Origin of the sequence: Desulfosporosinus orientis DSM 765, from assembly GCF_000235605.1 — a bacterium.
Taxonomy (GTDB): domain Bacteria; phylum Bacillota; class Desulfitobacteriia; order Desulfitobacteriales; family Desulfitobacteriaceae; genus Desulfosporosinus; species Desulfosporosinus orientis.
The window spans coordinates 4,879,119-4,901,367 of sequence record NC_016584.1 but is presented as its reverse complement, the minus strand read 5'-3'; the positions used below and the strand labels follow the sequence as shown (position 1 = coordinate 4,901,367).

Sequence of the window (22,249 nt, the reverse complement as noted above, 5' to 3'; positions counted from 1 at the left end):
GTGCCAACTATAATAATGAATGTGTATTGGGGTGGTAATATGAAAGTGAATGTAGCACAGGTTCGTCTGAATGGAGGAGAAACGGTCCACTATGATTTAGTAGAAGATTTTTCAGCCTTCGATTTGGGTATTGACGCGCTCTCCTTTCAAGCACCTGTACACGTGCAACTTCAGGTGAACAACACCAATCGAGCAATGCTTGTCAAAGGCAGGATTCAAACAGAACTTAAAGCAACCTGTGGACGGTGTCTGGAGCCCTTTATCTACACCTTGGATCTTCCTTATGAAGATGAATGGGCCTTTCGGTCATTAGCATCCGAGGACCTTTTGGAAACAGCGCTCCTTTTAGACAAAGATGAGATCGATATTAAGGATCGTATTCTTGAACACATTGTGTTAGCTTTGCCGATGAAGTTTATTTGTTCAGTAGAATGTCAAGGGCTATGCCCAAACTGTGGTGCGAATAGAAATCTAACCCCATGCTCATGTGGGGAAGGAGTCATAGACCCCCGGTTAGCAGCACTGGCCAAGTGGCAATCCAATAACTGATTATTTCTGAAAACATAAAGGGGGTGTAATTATGGGTGTTCCGCAACATCGACAATCAAAATCAAGAGTTCGTAAACGTCGGGCTATGTGGAAACTTACTGCACCAAACCACATCGAATGCCCCCAATGCCATAAACCAAAATTGCCTCATTATATTTGCCCAAGCTGTGGGTACTATAATTCTAAAGCAATTATTACTATGGAATCCTAAGGGTTGGCAAAGAGCAAGGAGTTCTTCTCAATGAAGAACTCCTTGCTCTTTTGAGGGGAGAGTTCTCTTTTTATTGTCTGCCGGTGCCGCGGCAGCGGCAGAGAGGTTTGCCCAAACCAGAAGAACTGTCCAATTGTCCGACCCTTTAGTCTAATGAAGCAAATTCGTCAGCGCTGACGAATCTTATAACTACTACATACTGCTATACTGTGACCTGAAAGCAAGGGCAGCTTCGTCTACAGAAGCGAACCCATTGCATGGAGAGGCGGTTAAGCCCACAAGCGGCTGCGGGGATTGCGAAGCCATGGTTAACATCAGGTACTACCCAGAGGTTTGGCACGAAAGTGTCCGGTGGACATTTTCGCCGAAGCGGCTATCTCCAAAGAATACTTATCCGCTGAAGGGCTCCCGCAGCCGTGAGTGGGCGAGCCTCGGAATGCTGCGGTACGAAGACACTGTCTTCGCACGAATTAACTTACTTGCACGGATGTAGCGAAACTGCCCGACCTCAGGAGCACTATTTTTCATCATCTGCTGGTGCCGGCTTCTTCCGCAGTGACAAGGGTATACGAGGATTCGACAAGCTTATTTCTTGATAAGCAGCTAAAGATAGTTTATAATTGTGACCAGGTAACAATTTTCTGCCTTGGCCTTGTCTGCAAGGACAAAAACAAGGGTAAGAGCAGTTCGGTTGTTGATCGGATCAAACTTACAAATGGTTAAACGTTATGGATTATCTCGACTTTGAGAGAATGCAAGGTAGAAATGGTGATTAGATGGCTCGATACAGTAAAGAAGAACGTCGAAGAATTTTGGAAGATGCCCTTGCCAAGAATCCCTTTTTTACGGATGAAGAGCTCTCAGAACGGTTTAAGGTGAGTGTCTCAACGATCCGTCTAGACCGTGGGGAGATGGGAATTCCCGAACTGCGGGAACGAACCCGGGCAGTAGCCCAAGAGGCTTATTCAAGGCTAAAGTCCTTAGACGATCAGGAACTGATAGGTGAGCTCCTGGAGCTTGTGATTGGAGAAAGAGCTTGTTCAAAGCTGTCTATTGATGAAAGTATGGTTCTGAGCAAAGCTCAAGTGGCGCGGGGCCACTATTTGTTTGCTCAAGCCAATTCTCTAGCCATTGCTTTAGTAGATGCTAAAATAGCTTTGACGGGAAGCGTGGATATGAAATTTCTGAGACCTGTTCACTTAGGAGAAGTTTCTGTTGCTCGAGGGACGGTTCTCAAACGAAAGAAAAATAAGTATTGGGTGGAGATCTCCGCCAAGGTTGGGGCTGAGGAAGTGCTGCACGGAAATTGGATCCTTTTTGGCTTTAAAGATGTTGAGGGAGCAAAGAAAAAGGAGATGGAGTAGATGAAAATTGCAGTGGATGCAATGGGAGGGGATTACGCTCCGGAGGAGATCGTCAAAGGTGCGCTGATGGCTTCAGAAAAAAGTCCTGATCTGCAGCTGATCTTGGTTGGCAGTAAAGAGAAAATGCAACCCTTTTTGACAAATTCATTACCTCAAAACCTATCCTTTTATGAAGCGACTGAGGTCATCGCCATGGATGAACATCCCGCCAATGCAGTTCGTAAGAAAAAAGACGCCTCCATTGTTGTTGCCACCCGTCTGGTGAAGCAGGGTGAGGCAGATGCGGTTGTAAGTGCGGGGAGCACGGGAGCTCAAATGGCGGCAGCTCTGTTAGGATTGGGACGTATAAAAGGCATTGAACGGCCGGCTATTGTTACAGTACTGCCCACTCCGGAAGGAGGAAAACTTATCCTTGATGTAGGGGCTAATATGGATGCCACCCCGGAACAGCTTTGCCAGTACGGGCAAATGGGCAGTATCTATGCCGGGAAAATTTTAGGAATCGCTAATCCCCGTGTTGGCCTGCTGAATGTGGGAAGTGAAGAAGGAAAAGGCAATGAGCTGACCCAGAAGGCTTATCCTTTGCTGAAAGCAAGTCCTGTCAATTTTATCGGCAATGTAGAAGGACGAGATGTTCCCCAGGGCAAAGCCGATGTCATTGTATGTGATGGTTTTGCAGGAAATATCCTCTTAAAAATGGCTGAAGGCCTGGCAGGGGTATTGTTTCAGCAAATAAAGGAAAAGATTACTTCTAATACCGTGCGCAGATTGGGGGCTCTTGCTGTTAAGCCGGGCCTGAAGGAGATCGCTCAGATGATGGACTATGCGGAGTATGGGGGGGCCCCTTTGCTTGGCGTTAATGGTATAAGCATCATCTGTCACGGAAGTTCAAAGGCCAAAGCTATTTTTAATGGCATCCGTGTCGCTGGAGAATGCGTGCAAGTGCGCTTGATTGAACAGATTCGTGAGGATCTGCCAAAATAAGATGGGCTCGATCATTAATGAGAAAAGAGGACTGCGATTGATGCGTAGTGTGGGAATTGTAGGGATAGGATCATATGTTCCTGAAACTGTTATGACGAACAAGGATTTTGAAGAATTTTTGGATACCAGTGACGAATGGATTATCTCACGAACAGGGATCAAACAGCGTCATATTGCGTCTAAAGAGATGTCTGTTTCGGATTTATGCTATCAAGCGGGTTTAAAGGCCCTGGCAGACGCCCAGATTGCTCCTGAGGAAGTGGATCTGGTCATTGTGGCTACGGTTACTCCCGATTACGCTTTCCCGGCTACGGCTTGTCTTGTGGCAGATCGATTGGGAGCCAGAAATGCTGCCAGTTTTGATCTGGAAGCGGGATGCAGCGGCTTCATTTATGGAGTGGCTACGGGCAGTCAGTTTGTCGCTACAGGCTTATATAAAACCGTACTGGTTATCGGCGGCGAAGCTTTGAGTAAGGTATTAAACTGGTCGGATCGGTCTACCTGTATTCTTTTTGGAGATGGCGCAGGTGCGGCAGTTTTGCAGCCTGTTGAGGATGGTTACGGCTTCTTGGGTTTTGAATTAGGTTCCGATGGTTCCGGAGGCCTTTTGCTCAGCCAGCCTGCAGGAGGGTCTAAGTGCCCCGCTAGTCTGGAAACTGTTGAAAAAAACCTGCACACTCTTCAAATGGAGGGCAAGGAAGTCTATAAATTTGCCGTGCGCGTAATGGGTGACGCTTCTGTTAAGGTCCTTGAGAAAGCTGGTTTAAGCAAAGAAGATATAGACCTGCTAGTCCCTCATCAAGCCAACATTCGAATTGTCGATGCGGCTGTTAAACGATTGGGTATTTCTCCTGACAAAGTCATAGTTAATTTAGATAAATATGGAAATATGTCGGCGGCCTCGATACCGGTAGCTTTAGATGAATCATTCAAAGCGGGACGTATTAAGGAGGGGGATATTATTGTGATGGTTGGATTTGGGACAGGACTTACTTGGGGAGCGTGTGTTTTGAAATGGACGAAAGTAGGCAAGATGGATGATTAAAACAAGACTATGTGAATTAATCGGAATTGAATATCCTATTTTTCAAGGGGGAATGGCCTGGGTTTCCACTGGGGAACTGGTGGCCGCCGTCTCAGAAGGCGGGAGTCTGGGTATTATTGGTTCAGGACAAGCTCCGGCAGATTGGTTAAGACAAGAAATCCATAAAGTCAAAGCGATAACCCAAAAACCCTTCGGAGTCAATGTCATGCTGATGTCTCCCTTTGTTGAGGAAGTGATGCAGGTTATTCTGGAAGAACGAGTCCCGGTGATTACGACAGGGGCCGGAAACCCCGGCAAATACGTGCCAATGCTCAAAGAGGTGGGCACAAAAGTCATTCCTGTTGTTGCTTCTGTTGCCTTAGCTAAACGGCTGGAGAAAGTGGGAGTTGATGCCCTGATTGCCGAAGGAATGGAGTCGGGAGGGCACGTTGGTGAGATTGGGACACTGCCCTTGGTTCCCCAAGTTGTAGATGCTGTGAATATTCCTGTCATCGCTGCAGGGGGAATCGTGGATGGGCGGGGTCTCGTAGCAGCCCTGGCTTTAGGAGCTGAGGGAGTACAAATGGGAACACGCTTTATGTGTGCTGAGGAATGCACTATCGCCCAGCTTGTTAAAGACAAAATTCTTAAAGCCAAGGACCGCTCTACTGTGGTCACAGGACGTTCCACAGGGCATCCTGTTCGCTGCCTGGAAAATCCTTTTACCCGGGAAATGGACCAGCATGAACGGGAAGGAATGCCGGCAGAAGAACTAGAGAAACTGGGTGTCGGCAAATTACGTCTGGCTATGGTTGAAGGTGATGTGGAGAACGGTTCTATTATGTCGGGTCAAGTCGCCGGTGCGGTTCGACGTATTGAACCTGCAGCCCAGATTATTCAGGATGTTATGCAATCAGCTGAACAGGAATATGAGCGTCTCTCTGCCCGGTTCAGAGAGGGGAGGGCCTGAACTTGGCTAAACTTGCCTTTGTATTTCCCGGGCAAGGATCGCAGTACGTGGGAATGGGCAAAGAGCTCTTCCAGACACCCATTGGCGAGAGAGCCCGTGAAACAGCACGAGACATTCTGGGAAGTGAATTAATTGCTTTAATCGAAGAAGGACCGGAAGAAGAACTGCAAAAGACGGTTAATACACAGCCGGGCATCTTGCTGGTTAGCGTAGTGGCCTGGCAGCTCCTTAAAGAAGCAGGTATTGAGCCGGACTATGTAGCCGGTCATAGTTTGGGAGAGTACTCTGCCCATGTGGCTGCGGGCAGCATAGACTTTGCCGATGCTTTGCAAGTGGTCAGGTCCAGGGGAGAACTGATGCAGGCAGCGGTCCCCAACGGCGAAGGGGGGATGGCCGCCATCCTGGGACTGGCCTCAGATCTGGTAGAAGAAGCTTGCCGCAGGGCTTCAGAGCAAGGTATCGTAGGACCGGCTAACTATAATTGCCCTGGCCAGGTGGTTATTTCAGGAGAAAAGCCGGCTGTTGATCAGGCTGTCATGCTGGCCAAGGAGTTAGGAGCCAAGCGTGCTGTTCCACTTAATGTGAGCGGCCCCTTTCATTCACCTATGATGGAAAGTATGGGAGAAGAGCTGCGCAGGGTTTTAGAAGGAGTATCCTGGCACCCTCCCTGCTGCCCTATTATCGCTAATGTGGATGCTAAGGAAGTCCTTCGTTCGGAGGATATCATTCAATCCCTAGTCAGCCAGGTGAGCGGTGCAGTCCTTTGGGAACAATCCCTGCGCCGTCTCCTGGAATTAGGGGTGGACACCTTTGTGGAATGCGGCCCCGGCAAGGTCTTAACAGGTTTGATCAAGAAGATTGCTCCGGATGCCCATCTCCTCCGAGTGGAAGACAAAGCTTCCCTGGAAAAGTCACTTGCATATTTGAAGGAGAGTCGTTAAAATGATGCTGAAAGATAGCGTGGCCGTTGTTACAGGCAGTGCCCGGGGGATTGGACGGGCTATAGCTTTGGAATTAGCGGCTGCAGGGGTAAAAGTGGTCATCAACTATGCCGGCAGTTCGGATAAAGCCGAAGAAACTGCAGCCTTGATTCGTGAAGCAGGCGGTGAAAGCATAGCCGTACAGGCTGATGTGAGCCGGCAAGAAGATGTTGACCGCCTGATTAGTACGACCCTGGACCATTTCGGCAAGATTGACATTCTGGTCAATAATGCTGGGATCACAAGAGATACGCTGCTGCTGAGAATGAAGGAAACGGATTGGGATACTGTCATGGCTACCAATTTAAAAGGAGTTTTTCTTTGTACCAAAGCCGTCAGCAAGGGTATGCTTAAACAGCGTTCAGGGGTTATTATCAATATATCGTCGGTAGTAGGTCTTTCAGGAAATGCAGGGCAAGCCAATTATGCGGCAGCAAAAGCAGGAATCATTGGTTTTACGAAGTCAGTTGCGAAAGAATTTGCCTCGCGTGGAATTCGAGTCAATGCCGTTGCACCGGGGTATATTTTTACAGATATGACGGGGACATTACCAGAAGGGACGCAAAGTGAAATTCTCAAAGGAATTCCACTTGGGCGGATAGGCCAGCCTGAAGATGTCGCTAAAGCAGTTCGGTTCCTTGTGTCCCCGGAAGCATCCTATATAACAGGACAAACCTTAAGTGTTGATGGGGGTATGGCAATGTAAGACCCTAAAAGCATAGGTTTTGAGAGGAGGTGAAGTAGTAGCATGGGAGTTTTTGAAAAGGTAAAAGCCATCGTCGTCGAACAACTGGGGGTTGATGAGTCCACTATCACCCCGGAAACCTCTTTTGAAGATTTAAATGCAGATTCTTTGGATATCGTTGAATTGATTATGGCTCTGGAAGAGGCATTCGACTTGGATATTCCTGATGAGGAAGCAGAAAAAATCAGAACAGTTGGAGATGCAGTCAACTACATCAACGAAAACAAATAAACAGGTCAAGGTCCCGTATACAATGCGGGACTTTCTTTTAAGAGATTTTCTCTCCCTAGGATTATTTCCTGATTCGTCGATGTTCCCTTCGAATTCGAACTACGAACATCGAACCTCGAGTAGGGGGAGTTTATTATAAATTGTCTAAGGCTCTGTTTGCTCAGAAAGATAGGGGCAGAATTTGAACAGGGGGAAAGATTGTGAAAATACCCGAGCTTCGTATTGCTGATTTAGTGGCTAAAATTCCTGTCATACAAGGCGGAATGGCCGTAAGAATATCCATGGCGCCTCTCGCTGCAGCGGTAGCGGAAGAAGGCGGTATCGGAATCATTGCAGGCAGCGGTCTGTCTGTAGAAGAATTGAAGGCGGAAATTCGCGAAGCCAGGCGTCGGACTAAAGGAATTATCGGCGTTAATGTTATGTTCGCTGTTCGTGAGTTTGCTCAGCTGGTTCATGCTGCCTTTGAAGAGAAGATTGATCTTTTGGTTTCCGGAGCAGGTTTTTCCCGGGATATGTTTACCTGGGGCAAAGAAAAGAATATTCCCGTTGTACCCATTGTTTCCTCGGCCAAACTTGCGAAATTATCCCAAAAGCTTGGTGCGGCAGCTGTCATCGTGGAAGGAACAGAGGCCGGCGGGCATTTAGGGACGGATCGTTCCATTAAAGATATTCTGCCTGAAGTAGTTGCTGCCGTCAGTATCCCTGTCATTGGGGCCGGCGGAGCTGTGGACGGGGAAAGCGCCGCGGAAATCCTGAAACTGGGGGCTGACGGAGTGCAAATGGGTACCCGCTTTGCCTTAAGTGAGGAGAGCAGTGCCGCCCTTGAATGGAAAAAGGCTATGTTAAAGGCTGAAGAAAAGGATGTTGTCTTCGTTCACAGTCCGGTGGGATTGCCGGGGAGAGGAATCAGAAATCCCTTTATAGTGGCCCTGGAAGAAAATGTGGATGTTAGTCCCACGGATTGTAGGGGCTGCCTGAAAAACTGTGCGGGAAACTTCTGCATCATGGATCGTTTAGTCATGGCTCAGGAAGGAAATGTTAAAGATGGTCTGATTTTCTCGGGAGCTAAAGTTCATAAGATCAAAAAAATATTATCCGTCCATGAGATTTTTGAAGATATAAAAAAAGGTATACTCAGCGTTAAGGAGGAATAGGTGTGCAGCGTGCAGTTATAACAGGGATGGGCTTGATCTCTCCCTTAGGAAATAACCTGGATGAATTTTGGAATAATTTAATAGCAGGCAAGTCGGGAATCGGTTTATTAACCCGCTTTGATACAACGGATCTGCCGACAAAAGTGGCTGCGGAAGTTAAAGACTTTGAGCCGACGAATTGGATGAGCAAAAAGGAAAGCCGCCACATGGACCGCTTTTCTCAATTTGCCATAGCGGCAGCTAAGATAGCGGTACAAGATGCAAAGCTGGATTTGGATCAGGAGGATAAGGAACGCATAGGCACCGTCATGGGCTGCGGAATCGGCGGCGTGACATCCTTTGAAGATCAGAAAGAAGTGTTAATGAGCAAAGGGAGCAGCAGGGTCAGCCCGTTTTTTGTTCCCATGCTCATCGGCAACATGGCAGCCGGTCATATATCCATAGAATTTGGCTTGCAGGGCTCCAGCATGACTGTAGTAACGGCTTGTGCCTCAGCCACCAATGCCATTGGCGAAGCTTTGAGGATGATTCAGCATGGGGAAGCGGATGTGGTACTCTGTGGAGGAACTGAAGCCCCCATAACCAAGCTGGCCTTTGCCGGTTTCTGCTCCATGAAAGCCATGTCCACGGAAAGTGAATTGTTTGATCAAGCCTGCCGCCCCTTTGATAAACGGCGCAGCGGTTTTGTAATGGGGGAAGGGGCTGGAGTTCTGGTGCTGGAGTCTTTAGAGCATGCTAAGGCCCGGGGAGCTCACGTTTATGCAGAATTGGCGGGCTATGGCAGCACGTCGGACGCCTATCATATCACTACTCCTATTCCCGGCGGTTCAGGGGCTATTCGCTCTATGAGTCTGGCTTTAAAGGATGCGGGAGTAAGTACGGATAGTGTGGATTATATTAATGCCCACGGTACAGGCACCGGCCCTAATGACGTAACCGAAACGGTTGCAGTTAAGAGTTTGCTGGGAGATCATGCTTATAAGGTAGCTATCAGTTCCACAAAATCCATGACCGGTCACTTAATGGGTGCGGCTGGGGCCATTGAAGCCATCATCTGTGCTTTGGCTATTCAACGGGGAGCAGTTCCCGCTACCATTAATTATGGTGAACCGGATCCCGATTGTGATCTCGACTATGTTCCCAATAATTCCCGCCAGCAAGAGGTCAATGTAGCTATGTCCAATTCCTTAGGCTTTGGTGGACATAATGCCACCATCGTTTTGAAGAAATTGGCTAACGATAAGGAGATCTAAGTGATGGCTGAAAAAAAATCCCGTATACCGGGTAACAGTAAAAAAGGGAGGTCAGGGCGAAAAAAATTCGCCTTGACTTCTTTAAAACTTGAACCCGGCGTAAAATTGGCAAAACGTTTGGAGTTGGATATTCCGCCCAACCGGTTGTTTACCACAGCTTTGACTCATCCATCCTATGTGTTTGAAAATCCCCAGTTTGGCAAAGAGAATAATCAGCGGCTGGAGTTTTTAGGAGATGCCATTTTAGATTTTGTGATTGCGGAATATCTGTATTTAAATTACCCGGATCGCCCTGAAGGAGAGCTTACTAAGATGCGGGCAGCCGTGGTCAATGAAACAACTCTGGCTCGCAAGGCTCATGAAATTGAGTTGGGCCAGGAGCTTTTACTAGGCAAAGGGGAGCTGGTGTCAGGGGGCCGTGAACGTCCCTCCATTCTGGCGGACGCGTGGGAAGCGGTGATCGGCGCCATCTACCTGCAATATGGGTTTCAAGAGGCCAGAAGAGTGATTCTGGAATTGCTGAAACCTGCTATTGAGGAAGTTGCCAAAGGAAATTATGGTGATTATAAAACCGTGCTGCAGGAGAAAGCTCAGAGGGAAGAAAAAGAGGTCAGCTATCAGATTTTGTTGGAAGAAGGACCGGATCATAACAAATCCTTTACGGCAGGGGTCTTTATTGAAGGGGAGTTAATGGGTAAAGGTATAGGCCGGACCAAAAAAGAAGCGGAACAGCATGCAGCCAAGGAAGTTTTAGACCAATGGGGGAGGGAGAACGATGAATCAACCTGAGAAATTCCCCATCTTCTTAAAGGGAATTCATATTCAGGGATTTAAGTCGTTCGCAGATTCTGTTAAATTAGAGCTGGGGCAAGGATTAAGTGTCATTGTTGGTCCTAATGGCAGCGGCAAAAGTAATATTGCCGATGCCGTGCGCTGGGTTTTAGGGGAACAAAGCGCCAAAAGTCTCCGGGGAACGAAAATGGAAGATGTTATTTTTTCCGGAAGCACACAGCGCCGACCGGTGGGAATGGCCGAAGTATCCTTGATTTTTGATAATTCCACAGGAATATTTCCTTTGGACTTTAGAGAAGTTACTATTACCCGCAGGGTTTATCGCGATGGGGAAGGACAATATTTAATTAATAAAGCGGCTTGCCGTCTCAAAGATGTTCAAGAATTATTTATGGATACGGGAGCCGGAAAAGAAGGATTTTCGATCATTGGGCAGGGGCGGGTTGAGGAAATCTTAACCTTAAAATCCGAAGAACGCCGATCACTTATTGAAGAGGCAGCGGGGATAACCAAGTATCGTTCCAGAAAACGTGAGGCATTAAAACGTCTGGATGCAACAAACTTGAATCTCCAGCGGATTGAAGATATTATACAAGAAATAGAGGGACAAATAGCTCCTCTGGCTGCCCAAGCCCAAGTGGCCGAACAGAGCCTGGCCCTTTCTCGTGAGCAAAAGCACCTTGAAATTCAAGGTGTTGTCAAAGATATTACGGATATTAAACACAAGTTATCGAAAGCTGCTCAGGATCAAGAAGTCCTGCAGGCCAACCTGGCAGAGTCTCAGGCTGTTTTAGGACTCAAAGAAACCCAGAGCTTAAAGCTTAAAAATGAACTTCAAACTTTGGAAAATGAAATACAGCAAAAACAAGAAAAAGTCTATCTAGGGGAACAGGCCCTAAATTCTCTGCGCCACGAACAAAGTCTTCGCAATGAGCGCTTTAATTATTTAAATGAACAAGCCGCAGGTTTGGGTCAAGAAATTTTAAACGATGAAGGGAAAGTTAACTACTTACAGGAGCAAACTCAGACCCTGGCTGCTAAACAAGCTGTTTTAAAGCAGACGGTTCAGGAAGCTCAGCACAAAGTTTCTGTTCAGGAGAAGAGTTTAGCTGAAATAAGAGAAAACACCCTGGCTAAGGATATAGAGCGCATTAAAGGGGATCTTTTCCAAGCATTAACGGAGCAGGCCAATTGTTCCAATGAATTGACGGGAGCTCGCCAGGCCCTGGCTTCAGCGGAACAACAGCTTTCTCGCCTAGAAGAAGAACAGGCTCTAAAAGAGGAAGAGCATAGATCCCTCCTCGCAACCAGTCAAGGTGAGGAGCTGGGGCTGCGGGAACTTGCCGGGGAAATTCAACAGGACCGGCAAGAAGAGCAAAGGTTAAAAGCTGAACTGGATAAACTAAGAAACTTGCGCCAAGAGAAGGCTCATGACCTGCAAAAACATAAAACTACTACAGACCAGTCCAAGGCGCGTCTCCATGCCCTCCAGTCCCTGGAGGATTCCTTGGAAGGCTATCAGCGCGGGGTTCGGGAAGTAATGAAGGCCAAGAAAAAGGGCATCCAACAATGCCAAGGCCTCTGTGGAACCGTTGCAGATCTCATTAACGTGGAAGAAAAATATGAACTTGCCATAGAAACAGCTTTGGGCGCAGGCATGCAAAATGTTGTTGCCGATAATGAAGAGGCGGCAAAAAGTGCTATAGCCTATTTGAAGTCCCACCAGTTGGGCAGGGTAACTTTTTTGCCTCTCGATGTGATTCAAGGTTACCGGATGTCTGTGAGCCGAGCTGTTGAAACGGATAAGGGCTATGTGGGGCTGGCTGTGGATCTTGTCCACTATGCTGATACTTATCGACCGGCAATGGAATTTCTTCTGGGCCGGATTGTTATTGTTAAGGATATGGATGCTGCGACTCGGATTGCCCGGGCTTCGGGTTATAAGCTGCGTATCGTGACTTTGGAAGGAGATCAGGTTAATCCCGGGGGTTCTCTGAGCGGGGGGAGTATTCAGCGTAAAGGCGGAAACCTCCTGGCCAGGACCAGAGAGATTGAGACTTTGCGCAGTACCTTAGGGCAGCTGGAAAGAGAATTAACTGAGAAAGAAAAGGAATGGCAGGAATACGATCAACAGTTGCGAAGAGCTCAAGAACAACTTGAGGGGCTACAAACAAAGCTAAGAACTGCTCAAGAACAAAAGGTGAAACTGGAAGCAGCCCACGAGAACATTCTCAGTCAGATCCGCAGGCTGACAGGGGATTTATTGGGGTTGAGCCTGCGGCATAAGGAAGCAGCAGCCCAAAAAGAGGAATTACTTCTTCGCTTGACAGATTTAACCAAGCGTGCGGAAGCTGCGGAAAAAACCTCCCTTCGTTTACGTGAAGAGTTTAATCAAAGAGAGTCTGAGGCTAAGATTGTCGCGGAACAGATTGATGCCTCGACAGAAAAACTTACCCAGGAAAAAATCCAGCTTGCCAAATGGGAGCAAGAATTAGCTCAGTGTCAAGTTCAGCTGGAACAACAGCAAAAAGATATCAGGGAAAACCAGCTAAAACTCACGGAAAAGAAGGAAAAGAAAGCGGCTATTGAAGAAAACCGCCGGAATCTGGAAATAGAACGGGAATCCATTGGTCAGCAGCTGGTCAGTCAGTCCCAGCTTCACGAGGAACAGCAGTATGCACTGATGCAGTCCAGACAGGCCAGAGAAGAGCTCTCCAGCCGAGTACTTGAAATAGAGCAGGAAGTAAATACTATTCGCCAGGGAACCCATACTATTGAACAGCGCCTTCATGCCAATGAAATCAAGGTTGTGCGCTGGGAAACAGAAAGCCAGGGCGGCCTCAACCGTTTGACAGAGGAATTTTCCTTAACTTGGGAAGAGGGAATTGAATATCAGACGGATGAAGACAGAAATGTACTTTGGACAAAAATTCAAAGCCTTAAACAACAGATTGAGGAATTAGGCCCAATTAATCAAGCAGCTATTGAAGAGTATCCCAAAATTCTGAAACGAAATGAATTTATGCTGACTCAGCAAAACGACTTAGTGGAAGCCAGTCAGACACTGCTTCAATTGATTGCCGAATTGGATAAAACCATGAGTGAACGGTTTATTGAAAGTTTTAATGCTGTCAATATGGCCTTTCAGGAAGTATTCAAAGAATTGTTTAATGGCGGACATGCGGAGCTGCAGTTAGTTAATCCTGAGCTTATTTTAGAAACGGGTGTTGAGATTATCGCTCAGCCTCCCGGTAAAAGACCTCAGCTCCTATCCCTGTTATCAGGTGGGGAACGAGCCTTAACGGCCATCGCCGTTTTATTTGCGCTTTTGCGTGTTAAGCCGAGTCCCTTTTGTATTTTAGATGAGATTGAGGCTTCCCTGGATGATGCTAATGTTAACCGCTTTGCGCAATATCTCCGACGTTTGTCACACTCTACCCAGTTTGTGGTGGTTTCTCACCGTAAAGGGACCATGGAAGCTGCGGATATTTTATATGGTATCACCATGGAGGAATGTGGAGTGTCCAAACTGCTTTCAGTTAAAATTGACGGACGGCAGGAGAATCATGAGAGCGCCTAACCTTAATTAAGGAAGGAATGTAAACTATGGCAGGTTTTTTTGCAAAGTTGAAAGAAGGCCTTACCAAAACTCGACAAAATTTTGTGGGAAAAGTCGAGGAAGTTTTTACAGGCCGTAAGAAAATTGACGAAGAGTTATATGAAGAATTGGAAGAAGTGCTGATCACTTCCGACGTGGGGGTTAATACATCCTTTGAATTAGTGGAGCGGCTGCGCAAAGAAGTAAAACAGCGCAAAATATCGGATCCCAATGAGCTGACAGGGGTTCTGCAGGAATTGATTGCCGAATTATTGGGAGAGGAAACGGGTATTGCCTTTGCTAAGCAGGGCCCTAGTATTATCCTGGTAGTGGGGGTTAACGGAGTAGGCAAGACCACCACCATCGGCAAGCTGGCCAATTGGCTGAAAAAAGACGGCAAAAGGGTTTTATTGGCTGCCGGTGATACCTTTCGGGCGGCAGCTATTGATCAATTAGAAGTTTGGGGAGAACGGTCCGGGGCAGAAGTCATCAAACAGCGGGAAGGAGCTGACCCGGCAGCCGTAGCCTATGATGCTGTACAGGCCGCTAAGTCGCGGAATGTGGATGTGGTTATTGTCGATACGGCCGGACGCTTGCATAATAAGGTTAATTTAATGGAAGAATTGCGTAAAGTGAAACGAGTCATGGAGCGGGAAATTCCAGGGGCACCTCATGAGGTGCTGCTGGTACTGGATGCAACAACAGGTCAGAATGCTCTCCAACAAGCGAAACTTTTTCAGGAAGTGGCGGGGGTTACAGGGATTGTCCTAACGAAACTGGATGGGACAGCCAAAGGGGGCGTTGTGATCGGAATTCAAGGGGAGACCAGAATTCCTGTCAAATGGATCGGGATCGGAGAAGGTATGGAAGATTTACGTCCCTTTGTACCTGAGGATTTTGCAGCTGCACTATTTGGCAAGCAGGATAAGGAGGAGAGTTTCTAATCGATTATGCACTTATCGGGGGAACAGGACTGGAACATTTTTCTTTAACAGAACAAAGTGTTGTCTCTGTGGAAACTCCTTACGGAGAGGTTAAGGCTGTTATCGGGAAACTCGCCGGGCAAGAGCTGGTTTTTATGAGCCGTCATGGGCAGAACCATGCTGTTCCTCCTCACCTGGTTAACTACCGGGGGATTATTTGGGCCCTGGGGGAACTGGGGGTACGAAAAATTTTGGCCACTGCGGCGGTAGGTTCCTTGTCGGCAGATTACCGGTTAGGGGATCTGGTGCTGATCGATCAATTTTTGGATTTTACAAAGAATCGGCCGCAAACTTTTTATGACGGAGGTCAACAAGGAGTATTGCATATTGACTTAACCGAGCCTTATTGCAGGGATGCGCAAAAGGTGATTATAAAGGCTGCCAAAAATCTGGGACTTGTGGTTAAGAACAGAGCATGTTATGTTTGTACAGAAGGACCTCGCTTTGAGACTCCTGCTGAGATTCGAATGTTTCGAATTCTGGGTGCTGATGTGGTAGGGATGACAAGTGTTCCTGAAGTGGTTTTGGCCCGGGAACTGGGTATGTGTTATGCCACCTTGGGAATGGTTACCAACGAAGCAGCAGGGATTGCTGACCATCCCCTCAGCCATGCGGAAGTTATGAAGAGTATGAAGGAACTGGAGATACGCGTTGCACAACTCATTCAAGCAACCTTTGAATTATTGACTCCTGATCAAAAATGTCTATGTGCCTCGGCAAATGCTGAAGTCGGTAAATTTTAGAGAGGTGGTGGGACGTTGAAATCCATCGAATGGCTCGGGGATGCTTTGCGTATATTAAATCAGAGCAAACTTCCGGCAGAGATTGTCTATCGGGATGCAGTGTCTTATGAGAGTGTAGCAGAAGCTATTGAAAACATGGAAGTTCGTGGAGCACCGGCAATAGGAGCAGCTGTTGCTTATGGATTTGTGTTAGGAGCATTAGAGTACCAAGGAGACCTGGACGGATTGCCCGCATTTATGGAACGGGTACAAGCTAGATTGGCCGAGACTCGCCCCACGGCAGTCAACTTGTTTTGGGCGCTGCGGCGGATGGAAGACCGTTTGCGCGAATGCTGGGATATGGATGACATAGAGGATGTACGTAAAGTTTTGATTGAAGAGGCGGGCAGAATTGCTGAAGATGACCGCCGCATGAATCGACTTATTGGTGAGCAGGGAAAAGAGATAATCCCGGAAAAAGCGAATATTCTTACCCACTGTAATGCAGGAGCGTTAGCTACCGTGGAATATGGGACTGCCTTGGGGGTTATTCGGGCTGCCCATGAAGCAGGGAAAAAGATTCATGTTTATGCCGATGAAACTCGTCCCTTATTGCAAGGGGCTCGCCTGACTGCTTTGGAACTCATCGAAGAGAATATTTCCGTGACTTTAATCGCGGATAATATGGCAGGATATCTAATGCAGCAGGGGAAGGTTGATCTTGTAATTGTCGGAGCAGACCGAATCGCGGCTAATGGAGATACCGCCAACAAAATCGGAACCTATTCCGTGGCCGTTTTAGCCCACGCTCATGGTATTCCTTTTTATGTGGCGGCACCCACGTCCACCATTGATTTAAAAGTTGCCACCGGTCAGGAAATTCCCATTGAAGAACGTCCGGCTAAAGAGATGCGGGAGTGTTTTGGAGTACCTGTTGCTCCTGAGGGAGTTCAGGTTTATAATCCTGCCTTTGATGTAACACCGGCTAAGTATATTACCGGAATTATTACGGAAAAGGGGATTGTGTCTGCGCCTTATTCTGTGAATTTGCTTAAGCTGATGGTGCGGTCTTAACCATCGACGAAATTACAAGAGAGTGCTTCTGGGTCGGGCAGCTTCGCCACATCCGCTCACCTCAGCATTCCGAGGCTCGCCCACTCGCGGCTGCGGGAGCTCCGCCAAACCTCCGGGTAGTACCTGGAGTGAACCAGGCTGCGCATTCCCCGCAGCCGCTTTGTGGGCTTATACCGCCTCTCCATGCAATGGGTTCGCTCCTGTGGACGAAGCTGTCCTGTCTTTTGGGTCTATAATTCTTTGGAATGTTTTTGGGGTATTTTACTGAGGTAGAAAACTTTGAGTTGATAGAGGTGATAGAATGTCTAAAATTTTAATTCGGGCTATGGTTTTGCCCATGACCGGAGGGGATGAGTTTTTCCCTCAAGGGGAACTATGTATAGAGGATGACGTTATTGTATCGGTGGGTAAGTCAGGTTCGGCACCGGCAGGGTTTACGCCGGATCGCATTTTGGAATTGCCCAATGATGTGGTCATGCCCGGCTTAATCAATACTCATACCCATGCAGCTATGACGCTGCTGAGGGGTTATGCCGATGATCTGCCTTTAATGCCCTGGCTGAATGAGAAAGTATGGCCCTTCGAAGATAAATTGACGGATGAGGATATCTATTGGGGAACATCCCTGGCCCTTTGCGAAATGATTCGCTCTGGAACCACGACCATGCTGGATATGTATGCTTCAATGGACCGAGTAGCCGAAGCGGTCCTTCAAGCCGGGACTCGGGCCGTTCTTTCCCGGGGGCTTATTGGCAACGGACCTAACGGAGACCGGGCTTTGCAGGAAAGTATCGAGTTGGTCCGTCACTATCAGGGTGCCGGAAATGGACGGGTGAGTGTTATGTTTGGCCCTCATGCTCCTTACACCTGTTCCGGGGATTACCTGCGCAAGGTTAAAGCTGAGGCTGACCGGTTTAATGCAGGAATTCATATCCACGTTGCTGAAACCCAAGATGAGATTAAGATTCTCCAAGAACAATACGGGAAAACCCCTGTGCAATGGCTGGAGGACCTGGGGCTTTTTGGAGGACATGTTGTGGCAGCTCATTGTGTACACTTAACCCCTGAGGATATGGAGATTTTGGCTCGCAAGCATGTCTGCGTTGCCCATAATCCTGAGAGCAATATGAAATTAAACAGCGGCACGGCTCCGGTTACAGAATTGCGGGCCAAAGGAGTTATTGTCGGACTTGGTACCGACGGCGCATCAAGCAACAACAACCTGGATATGTTTGGGGAAATGCGAACAGCGGCTTTCCTGCAAAAGCTCTATGTGAATTCTACGGCTCTCCCTGCCTATGAAGTACTGGAAATGGCGACTATCGGCGGGGCGCAAACCCTGGGTCTGGAAAACGTCGGGATGCTGGCCCCGGGTTTTAAAGCAGACTTAATTAGCATTGATATGGACCAGCCTCATTTCTATCCCCGCTTTTCTATTCCGGCTCACTTGGTCTATGCCGCCCATGCAGGGGATGTGCGCACCATGATGGTGGATGGGAAATTCCTGATGGAAGAAAGAAAGCTCATGTCCATGGACGAAGAAAAGGTCTGCCAGGAAGCAGAAAGAAGAGCAAAACGAATAGCGGGAGAGCTGGCCGTTAAGTAAAAACACTTGACAAACCATAAAATTTAGTCTAATATTCCGATGTAAAGTAAAAACGCTTTACAGGGGGTACTTATGGAAAAACTTGCCCAAAGAGCTCTCTTAGTCGATTTTTATGGCCCGCTTCTGACAGAGAAGCAGAGAAATGTTTGGGATCTTCATTATCAGCAGGATCTTTCCTTAACGGAAATTGCTGAGGTGGAGAATATTAGTCGTCAGGCTATTCATGATTTGCTTAAACGTACAGAGAGAATCCTCTCTGAATATGAGGATAAATTAGGACTTGTTGAGAGGTTTTGGACAGAACGCAAGAAGCTGATGGACGTGCAAACCATGCTGCAAGGATTAAGTAAAGCCGATTTTTCTAATCCTGAGGTTTATAAGCGGTATCAATCCATTAGCGTTATGATTCAAGATGTCTTTGCCAACATTTGGGAACTTTGATTTATAGTAAGGCAGTGGATCTAATAGAAAGCGAGGACGGGCATGTTTCAAGGACTAAGCGAAAAACTCCAAGAAACATTTAAGCGGCTAAAAGGAAAAGGAAAGTTAAAGGAAGAGGATGTTAATGAGGCCATGCGTGAAGTGCGCGTTGCCTTGTTGGAAGCGGACGTTAACTTTAAAGTAGTCAAGGATTTTGTTGCCAAAGTCAAGGAACGATGCATTGGCCAAGAAGTCCTGGAATCTCTTTCGCCGGCACAGCAGGTTATTAAGATCGTTCATGAAGAAATGATCGAACTTATGGGCGGCGCATCCGGCAAAATCCTCATTGCTTCTAAACCGCCGACGGTGATTCTGTTGTTAGGGCTGCAAGGGGCAGGTAAAACAACACATGCTGCCAAGCTGGCAAATATGTTAAAGAAGCAAGGAAAACATCCTTTGCTCGTGGCCTGTGATATCTATCGCCCTGCGGCCATCAAGCAGCTGCAAGTTTTAGGCGAGCAAATTAAAGTTCCGGTCTTTTCCATGGGTCATGAGGATCCTACCAAGATTGCCCAGGCTAGTATAGTGCATGCTAATCAAAACGGGCAAGATGTGGTGATCATTGACACTGCCGGGCGTTTGCATATTAATGAAGAGTTAATGACTGAACTTCGTGAGATCAAGAGTGCAGTCAAGCCCCACGAGATTTTACTGGTTGTGGATGCTATGACAGGTCAGGATGCTGTGAATGTAGCCCAGTCTTTTCACAGTGAGTTAGGCCTGGATGGAGTTATCCTCACCAAGCTGGATGGGGATACCCGTGGGGGCGGAGCCCTGTCCATTAAGGCTGTGACCGGGTGTACCATCAAATTTGTTGGAATCGGAGAAAAGATGGACGCCATCGAGGCTTTCCATCCAGATCGTATGGCTTCCCGGATATTGGGGATGGGGGATGTTCTGACCCTTATTGAAAAGGCCCAGGAATCCTTTGATCAAAAAAAAGCCAAAGAAATGGAAGAAAAGCTGCGCAAACATGAGTTTACTCTTGATGATTTCTTGGATCAAATGCAGCAAATGAAGAAGATGGGTCCTTTATCTTCAATTTTAGAAATGATACCTGGCGTGGGCAAACAATTAAAAGATGTTCAAATTGATGAAAAGGATACTGCCCGGGTTGAAGCCATCATCCGCTCTATGACGAAAGAAGAACGCCGTAAACCGGTGATTATTAAAGACTCCCGCAAAAAGCGGATTGCCAAAGGCAGCGGGACATCCGTTCAGGATGTGGGCCGCTTAATCAAGCAATTTGAACAGATGCAAAAAATGATGAAGCAATTCTCTAACCCTGGTGCTATGGGAATGTTTGGAGGCGGGAAAAAAGGCAAAAAAGGCAAGAAGCCTAAATTCCCTTTCCCAACGGTATAAGCCGGCAAGAAAATGATGGACACACGCTATCTTATAGCGTTGTTTATATAATAAACTTACTTTAATCGAGTTAAATGACTCTGTCTTAAAGTCTAGTTGAATTAATCTAGGGGCTAAATGGGCGATGTGAGATATTGAATGGATGACATTCGAACCTCGAACTTCGAACTTCGAACCTCAAATGGAGGAGGTGAAAAACATGGCTGCAAAAATTCGTCTGTGCCGCATGGGTGCTAAAAAAAGTCCTTTCTATCGTATGGTAGTTGCTGACTCAAGAGCTCCTCGTGATGGTCGTTTCATTGAACAAATCGGCTATTATGACCCGACTAAAAGCCCTGTCGTTCTAAACATTGACGAGGAAAAGGCTATGAAATGGTTATCAACAGGTGCTCAGCCTTCAAGTACTGCCAAGTCTTTGCTGAGTCAAGCTGGTATCATGACCAAATTCCACGAGTCCAAGAACTAAGTGTAGAGTTTGGGGGGTGGTTCCTGTGAAGGAACTTGTAGAAATCCTCGCGAAAGCGTTAGTGGATCAAACAGACCAGGTTCTTGTTGTTCAGACTGAGACAGAAAAAAGCGTTCACCTGCAGCTGACTGTCGCTCCTGAAGATATGGGTAAAGTTATCGGCAAACAAGGTAAGATCGCTAATGCTATTCGTACGCTGGTTAAAGCGGCAGCCGTCAAGGATGGGCGCCGGGTTCATATGGACATTGATCAATAACGTTGAGAAGGGCACTTAGCCCTTCTCAACGTTTTAAAAATATCTACCGGAAAAGAGGCAGCGAATATGGACGAAGTATTGATTGGAGAAGTTTTGCGTCCCCATGGGCTTGGCGGGGAGCTGAGAGTCTATCCTGTGACCGACGACCCTGGCCGCTTTCTGAAACTGCAGGAAGTTATATTGCGGCGCGGCAAGGCTAATCAACACTTTAAAGTCCTGAAAGCCAGGCTGCAAAAGGACTGTGTGTTACTTGCTGTGGAAGGCATCCACACTCTTGATCAGGCAGAAAACTATCGGGGCTGGGAGGTTTGCATCGACCGCTCGGAAGTGCCTCCTCTGGCAGAAGGATGGTATTATTTTGAACTTGAAGGAATGCAGGTTTATGAAAAAGGTATCTTGTTGGGAACTCTGACCCAAGTATTAGAAACCGGGTCCAATGATGTTTATGTTGTAAAAAGGGACCGGGAGGAATTGTGCATACCCGCTCTTAAAAGTGTGGTTAAGCATGTGGATGTTCCCGGCCGGCGCATGGATGTGATACTTCCCCCCGGGCTGCGGGACTAGACAACCTGCTCAGGACATGTGGGACGACGAGCTTTCTGGAGAGGATCCTTACAATGAAAATTACGGTTTTAACCCTATTCCCTGAGATGTTTGTACCGCTGCAGGAGAGCATTCTCAAGCGTGCCCAAGCAGCAGGCCACCTAGAGGTCAAATTGGTGAATTTCAGGGATTACGCCCTTAGTAAACACAAAAATGTGGATGATGTGCCCTATGGAGGGGGAGCCGGCATGCTTTTAAAGCCGGAACCTATTTACGCAGCTATGAGGGATTTGCCTCTTGCACAAAGGAAGAGGAAGGTTATTCTCATATCTCCCCAGGGGCAGGTTTTCCGCCAGGAAAAGGCAAAAGAATGGTCAGCGGAAGAAGAGCTGGTTTTCATCTGCGGGCATTATGAAGGATTCGATGAGCGAATCCGGAACTTAGCCGATGAGGAAGCTTCTCTTGGCGATTATGTCTTGACAGGCGGGGAATTGGCAGCAATGGTTATGATAGATGCTGTGGCTCGTCTCATTCCCGGCGTTCTTGGCGAAGAAGCTTCAGCAGAGGAGGACTCTCACAGCATAGGCCTTTTAGAATATCCTCAGTATACCCGCCCCGCGGATTTTGAGGGGCATAAGGTGCCGGAAGTTTTGTTGTCCGGACATCACGCTCAAATAAAGCGTTGGCGAAGAAAAGAATCCCTGCGGCGGACTTTCTTAAGACGCCCGGATTTAGTGAGTAACATCTTTTTTGAAGCAGATGACTATCCCCTTTTAGAAGAACTGCGTCTGGAGCATGAGGAAATCTCCCGCTGGCAGGATAAGTGGAAACATCTTTGCCCCCCGCCTAAGAGGCGGAGACGATCTTCGCAGAAACCTACTTAGAATTTAACCTTACCT

At 47.4% G+C, this 22,249-nt stretch carries 24 protein-coding genes; all 24 read left to right on the top strand.

Translation table 11 applies throughout. The annotated features are described in order from the left end of the window. Positions 1 to 15 precede the first annotated feature (15 nt). The 24 genes from DESOR_RS22610 to trmD all read left to right on the top strand — a co-directional run bounded on the left by DESOR_RS22610 (position 16) and on the right by trmD (position 22,234). Positions 16 to 549: a YceD family protein gene (locus DESOR_RS22610; protein WP_242832391.1), complete on the top strand. Its 534-nt coding sequence runs from the start codon at positions 16 to 18 to the stop codon at positions 547 to 549. Positions 550 to 580: 31 nt separating this feature from the next. Beyond that, entirely contained in the window at positions 581 to 760 is a 180-nt protein-coding gene (rpmF, locus tag DESOR_RS22605; protein WP_014186919.1) for a 50S ribosomal protein L32, read from the top strand. A 257-nt stretch (positions 761 to 1,017) separates the two neighbouring features. Further along, the gene (locus tag DESOR_RS29515; RefSeq protein WP_158309066.1) at positions 1,018 to 1,161 is read left to right on the top strand and encodes a hypothetical protein; all 144 of its coding nucleotides are present in this window, start codon (positions 1,018 to 1,020) and stop codon (positions 1,159 to 1,161) included. A gap of 375 nt (positions 1,162 to 1,536) precedes the next feature. Then, the gene (fapR, locus tag DESOR_RS22600) at positions 1,537 to 2,124 is read left to right on the top strand and encodes a transcription factor FapR (RefSeq protein WP_014186918.1); all 588 of its coding nucleotides are present in this window, start codon (positions 1,537 to 1,539) and stop codon (positions 2,122 to 2,124) included. Beyond that, the gene (gene plsX, locus DESOR_RS22595; RefSeq protein WP_014186917.1) at positions 2,125 to 3,108 is read left to right on the top strand and encodes a phosphate acyltransferase PlsX; all 984 of its coding nucleotides are present in this window, start codon (positions 2,125 to 2,127) and stop codon (positions 3,106 to 3,108) included. A 40-nt stretch (positions 3,109 to 3,148) separates the two neighbouring features. After that, complete coding sequence (locus DESOR_RS22590; RefSeq protein ID WP_014186916.1) at positions 3,149 to 4,153, top strand: beta-ketoacyl-ACP synthase III; 1,005 nt, start codon at positions 3,149 to 3,151, stop codon at positions 4,151 to 4,153. Next, positions 4,146 to 5,102 (top strand): enoyl-[acyl-carrier-protein] reductase FabK, encoded by a 957-nt coding sequence (gene fabK / locus DESOR_RS22585; RefSeq protein WP_014186915.1) that lies wholly within the window; start codon positions 4,146 to 4,148, stop codon positions 5,100 to 5,102. Before DESOR_RS22590 ends, fabK begins: the two co-directional genes overlap by 8 nt. A 2-nt stretch (positions 5,103 to 5,104) precedes the next feature. Further along, entirely contained in the window at positions 5,105 to 6,043 is a 939-nt protein-coding gene (gene fabD, locus DESOR_RS22580) for an ACP S-malonyltransferase (RefSeq protein WP_014186914.1), read from the top strand. A gap of 1 nt (position 6,044) precedes the next feature. Then, a complete protein-coding gene (gene fabG, locus DESOR_RS22575; RefSeq protein WP_014186913.1) occupies positions 6,045 to 6,788 on the top strand; it encodes a 3-oxoacyl-[acyl-carrier-protein] reductase in 744 nt (247 codons plus the stop codon). A 42-nt stretch (positions 6,789 to 6,830) separates the two neighbouring features. Next, on the top strand, positions 6,831 to 7,058 hold the full coding sequence (gene acpP / locus DESOR_RS22570; protein WP_014186912.1) for an acyl carrier protein: 228 nt from the start codon (positions 6,831 to 6,833) through the stop codon (positions 7,056 to 7,058). A gap of 200 nt (positions 7,059 to 7,258) precedes the next feature. Next, positions 7,259 to 8,212, top strand: a complete 954-nt coding sequence (locus DESOR_RS22565; protein ID WP_014186911.1) for an NAD(P)H-dependent flavin oxidoreductase — start codon at positions 7,259 to 7,261, stop codon at positions 8,210 to 8,212. Positions 8,213 to 8,214: 2 nt separating this feature from the next. Next, a complete protein-coding gene (gene fabF, locus DESOR_RS22560) occupies positions 8,215 to 9,465 on the top strand; it encodes a beta-ketoacyl-ACP synthase II (RefSeq protein ID WP_014186910.1) in 1,251 nt (416 codons plus the stop codon). Between the two features lie 3 nt (positions 9,466 to 9,468). Then, a complete protein-coding gene (gene rnc / locus DESOR_RS22555) occupies positions 9,469 to 10,254 on the top strand; it encodes a ribonuclease III (RefSeq protein WP_014186909.1) in 786 nt (261 codons plus the stop codon). Then, positions 10,241 to 13,837 (top strand): chromosome segregation protein SMC, encoded by a 3,597-nt coding sequence (smc, locus tag DESOR_RS22550; protein ID WP_014186908.1) that lies wholly within the window; start codon positions 10,241 to 10,243, stop codon positions 13,835 to 13,837. The genes rnc and smc overlap by 14 nt, the downstream gene beginning before the upstream one ends. A 26-nt stretch (positions 13,838 to 13,863) precedes the next feature. Further along, a complete protein-coding gene (gene ftsY / locus DESOR_RS22545; protein WP_014186907.1) occupies positions 13,864 to 14,799 on the top strand; it encodes a signal recognition particle-docking protein FtsY in 936 nt (311 codons plus the stop codon). Continuing rightward, positions 14,799 to 15,581, top strand: a complete 783-nt coding sequence (gene mtnP, locus DESOR_RS22540; protein ID WP_014186906.1) for an S-methyl-5'-thioadenosine phosphorylase — start codon at positions 14,799 to 14,801, stop codon at positions 15,579 to 15,581. Before ftsY ends, mtnP begins: the two co-directional genes overlap by 1 nt. 15 nt (positions 15,582 to 15,596) lie before the next feature. Then, the gene (gene mtnA, locus DESOR_RS22535) at positions 15,597 to 16,634 is read left to right on the top strand and encodes an S-methyl-5-thioribose-1-phosphate isomerase (protein WP_014186905.1); all 1,038 of its coding nucleotides are present in this window, start codon (positions 15,597 to 15,599) and stop codon (positions 16,632 to 16,634) included. Positions 16,635 to 16,935: 301 nt separating this feature from the next. Then, entirely contained in the window at positions 16,936 to 18,240 is a 1,305-nt protein-coding gene (locus DESOR_RS22530) for an amidohydrolase (RefSeq protein WP_014186904.1), read from the top strand. Between the two features lie 72 nt (positions 18,241 to 18,312). Beyond that, positions 18,313 to 18,681 carry a putative DNA-binding protein gene (locus tag DESOR_RS22525; RefSeq protein ID WP_014186903.1) on the top strand — a complete coding sequence of 123 codons (369 nt, stop codon included), beginning with the start codon at positions 18,313 to 18,315 and terminating at the stop codon, positions 18,679 to 18,681. Positions 18,682 to 18,723: 42 nt separating this feature from the next. Continuing rightward, a complete protein-coding gene (ffh, locus tag DESOR_RS22520; protein ID WP_014186902.1) occupies positions 18,724 to 20,085 on the top strand; it encodes a signal recognition particle protein in 1,362 nt (453 codons plus the stop codon). Between the two features lie 199 nt (positions 20,086 to 20,284). After that, a complete protein-coding gene (rpsP, locus tag DESOR_RS22515) occupies positions 20,285 to 20,551 on the top strand; it encodes a 30S ribosomal protein S16 (protein WP_014186901.1) in 267 nt (88 codons plus the stop codon). Positions 20,552 to 20,576: 25 nt separating this feature from the next. Further along, positions 20,577 to 20,807 (top strand): KH domain-containing protein, encoded by a 231-nt coding sequence (locus DESOR_RS22510; RefSeq protein WP_014186900.1) that lies wholly within the window; start codon positions 20,577 to 20,579, stop codon positions 20,805 to 20,807. Positions 20,808 to 20,873: 66 nt separating this feature from the next. Further along, on the top strand, positions 20,874 to 21,371 hold the full coding sequence (rimM, locus tag DESOR_RS22505; protein WP_014186899.1) for a ribosome maturation factor RimM: 498 nt from the start codon (positions 20,874 to 20,876) through the stop codon (positions 21,369 to 21,371). A 53-nt stretch (positions 21,372 to 21,424) separates the two neighbouring features. Further along, the gene (gene trmD / locus DESOR_RS22500) at positions 21,425 to 22,234 is read left to right on the top strand and encodes a tRNA (guanosine(37)-N1)-methyltransferase TrmD (RefSeq protein WP_014186898.1); all 810 of its coding nucleotides are present in this window, start codon (positions 21,425 to 21,427) and stop codon (positions 22,232 to 22,234) included. Positions 22,235 to 22,249: the final 15 nt, after the last annotated feature.

What these genes read in the sequence shown, in the direction of transcription:
- DESOR_RS22610 (WP_242832391.1), top strand. Translation starts at nt 16, where the DNA reads ATGAATGTGTATTGGGGTGGTAATATGAAAGTGAATGTAGCACAGGTT.
- rpmF (WP_014186919.1), top strand. Translation starts at nt 581, where the DNA reads ATGGGTGTTCCGCAACATCGACAATCAAAATCAAGAGTTCGTAAACGT.
- DESOR_RS29515 (WP_158309066.1), top strand. Translation starts at nt 1,018, where the DNA reads ATGGAGAGGCGGTTAAGCCCACAAGCGGCTGCGGGGATTGCGAAGCCA.
- fapR (WP_014186918.1), top strand. Translation starts at nt 1,537, where the DNA reads ATGGCTCGATACAGTAAAGAAGAACGTCGAAGAATTTTGGAAGATGCC.
- plsX (WP_014186917.1), top strand. Translation starts at nt 2,125, where the DNA reads ATGAAAATTGCAGTGGATGCAATGGGAGGGGATTACGCTCCGGAGGAG.
- DESOR_RS22590 (WP_014186916.1), top strand. Translation starts at nt 3,149, where the DNA reads ATGCGTAGTGTGGGAATTGTAGGGATAGGATCATATGTTCCTGAAACT.
- fabK (WP_014186915.1), top strand. Translation starts at nt 4,146, where the DNA reads ATGATTAAAACAAGACTATGTGAATTAATCGGAATTGAATATCCTATT.
- fabG (WP_014186913.1), top strand. Translation starts at nt 6,045, where the DNA reads ATGATGCTGAAAGATAGCGTGGCCGTTGTTACAGGCAGTGCCCGGGGG.
- acpP (WP_014186912.1), top strand. Translation starts at nt 6,831, where the DNA reads ATGGGAGTTTTTGAAAAGGTAAAAGCCATCGTCGTCGAACAACTGGGG.
- rnc (WP_014186909.1), top strand. Translation starts at nt 9,469, where the DNA reads ATGGCTGAAAAAAAATCCCGTATACCGGGTAACAGTAAAAAAGGGAGG.
- smc (WP_014186908.1), top strand. Translation starts at nt 10,241, where the DNA reads ATGAATCAACCTGAGAAATTCCCCATCTTCTTAAAGGGAATTCATATT.
- ftsY (WP_014186907.1), top strand. Translation starts at nt 13,864, where the DNA reads ATGGCAGGTTTTTTTGCAAAGTTGAAAGAAGGCCTTACCAAAACTCGA.
- DESOR_RS22530 (WP_014186904.1), top strand. Translation starts at nt 16,936, where the DNA reads ATGTCTAAAATTTTAATTCGGGCTATGGTTTTGCCCATGACCGGAGGG.
- DESOR_RS22525 (WP_014186903.1), top strand. Translation starts at nt 18,313, where the DNA reads ATGGAAAAACTTGCCCAAAGAGCTCTCTTAGTCGATTTTTATGGCCCG.
- ffh (WP_014186902.1), top strand. Translation starts at nt 18,724, where the DNA reads ATGTTTCAAGGACTAAGCGAAAAACTCCAAGAAACATTTAAGCGGCTA.
- rpsP (WP_014186901.1), top strand. Translation starts at nt 20,285, where the DNA reads ATGGCTGCAAAAATTCGTCTGTGCCGCATGGGTGCTAAAAAAAGTCCT.
- rimM (WP_014186899.1), top strand. Translation starts at nt 20,874, where the DNA reads ATGGACGAAGTATTGATTGGAGAAGTTTTGCGTCCCCATGGGCTTGGC.
- trmD (WP_014186898.1), top strand. Translation starts at nt 21,425, where the DNA reads ATGAAAATTACGGTTTTAACCCTATTCCCTGAGATGTTTGTACCGCTG.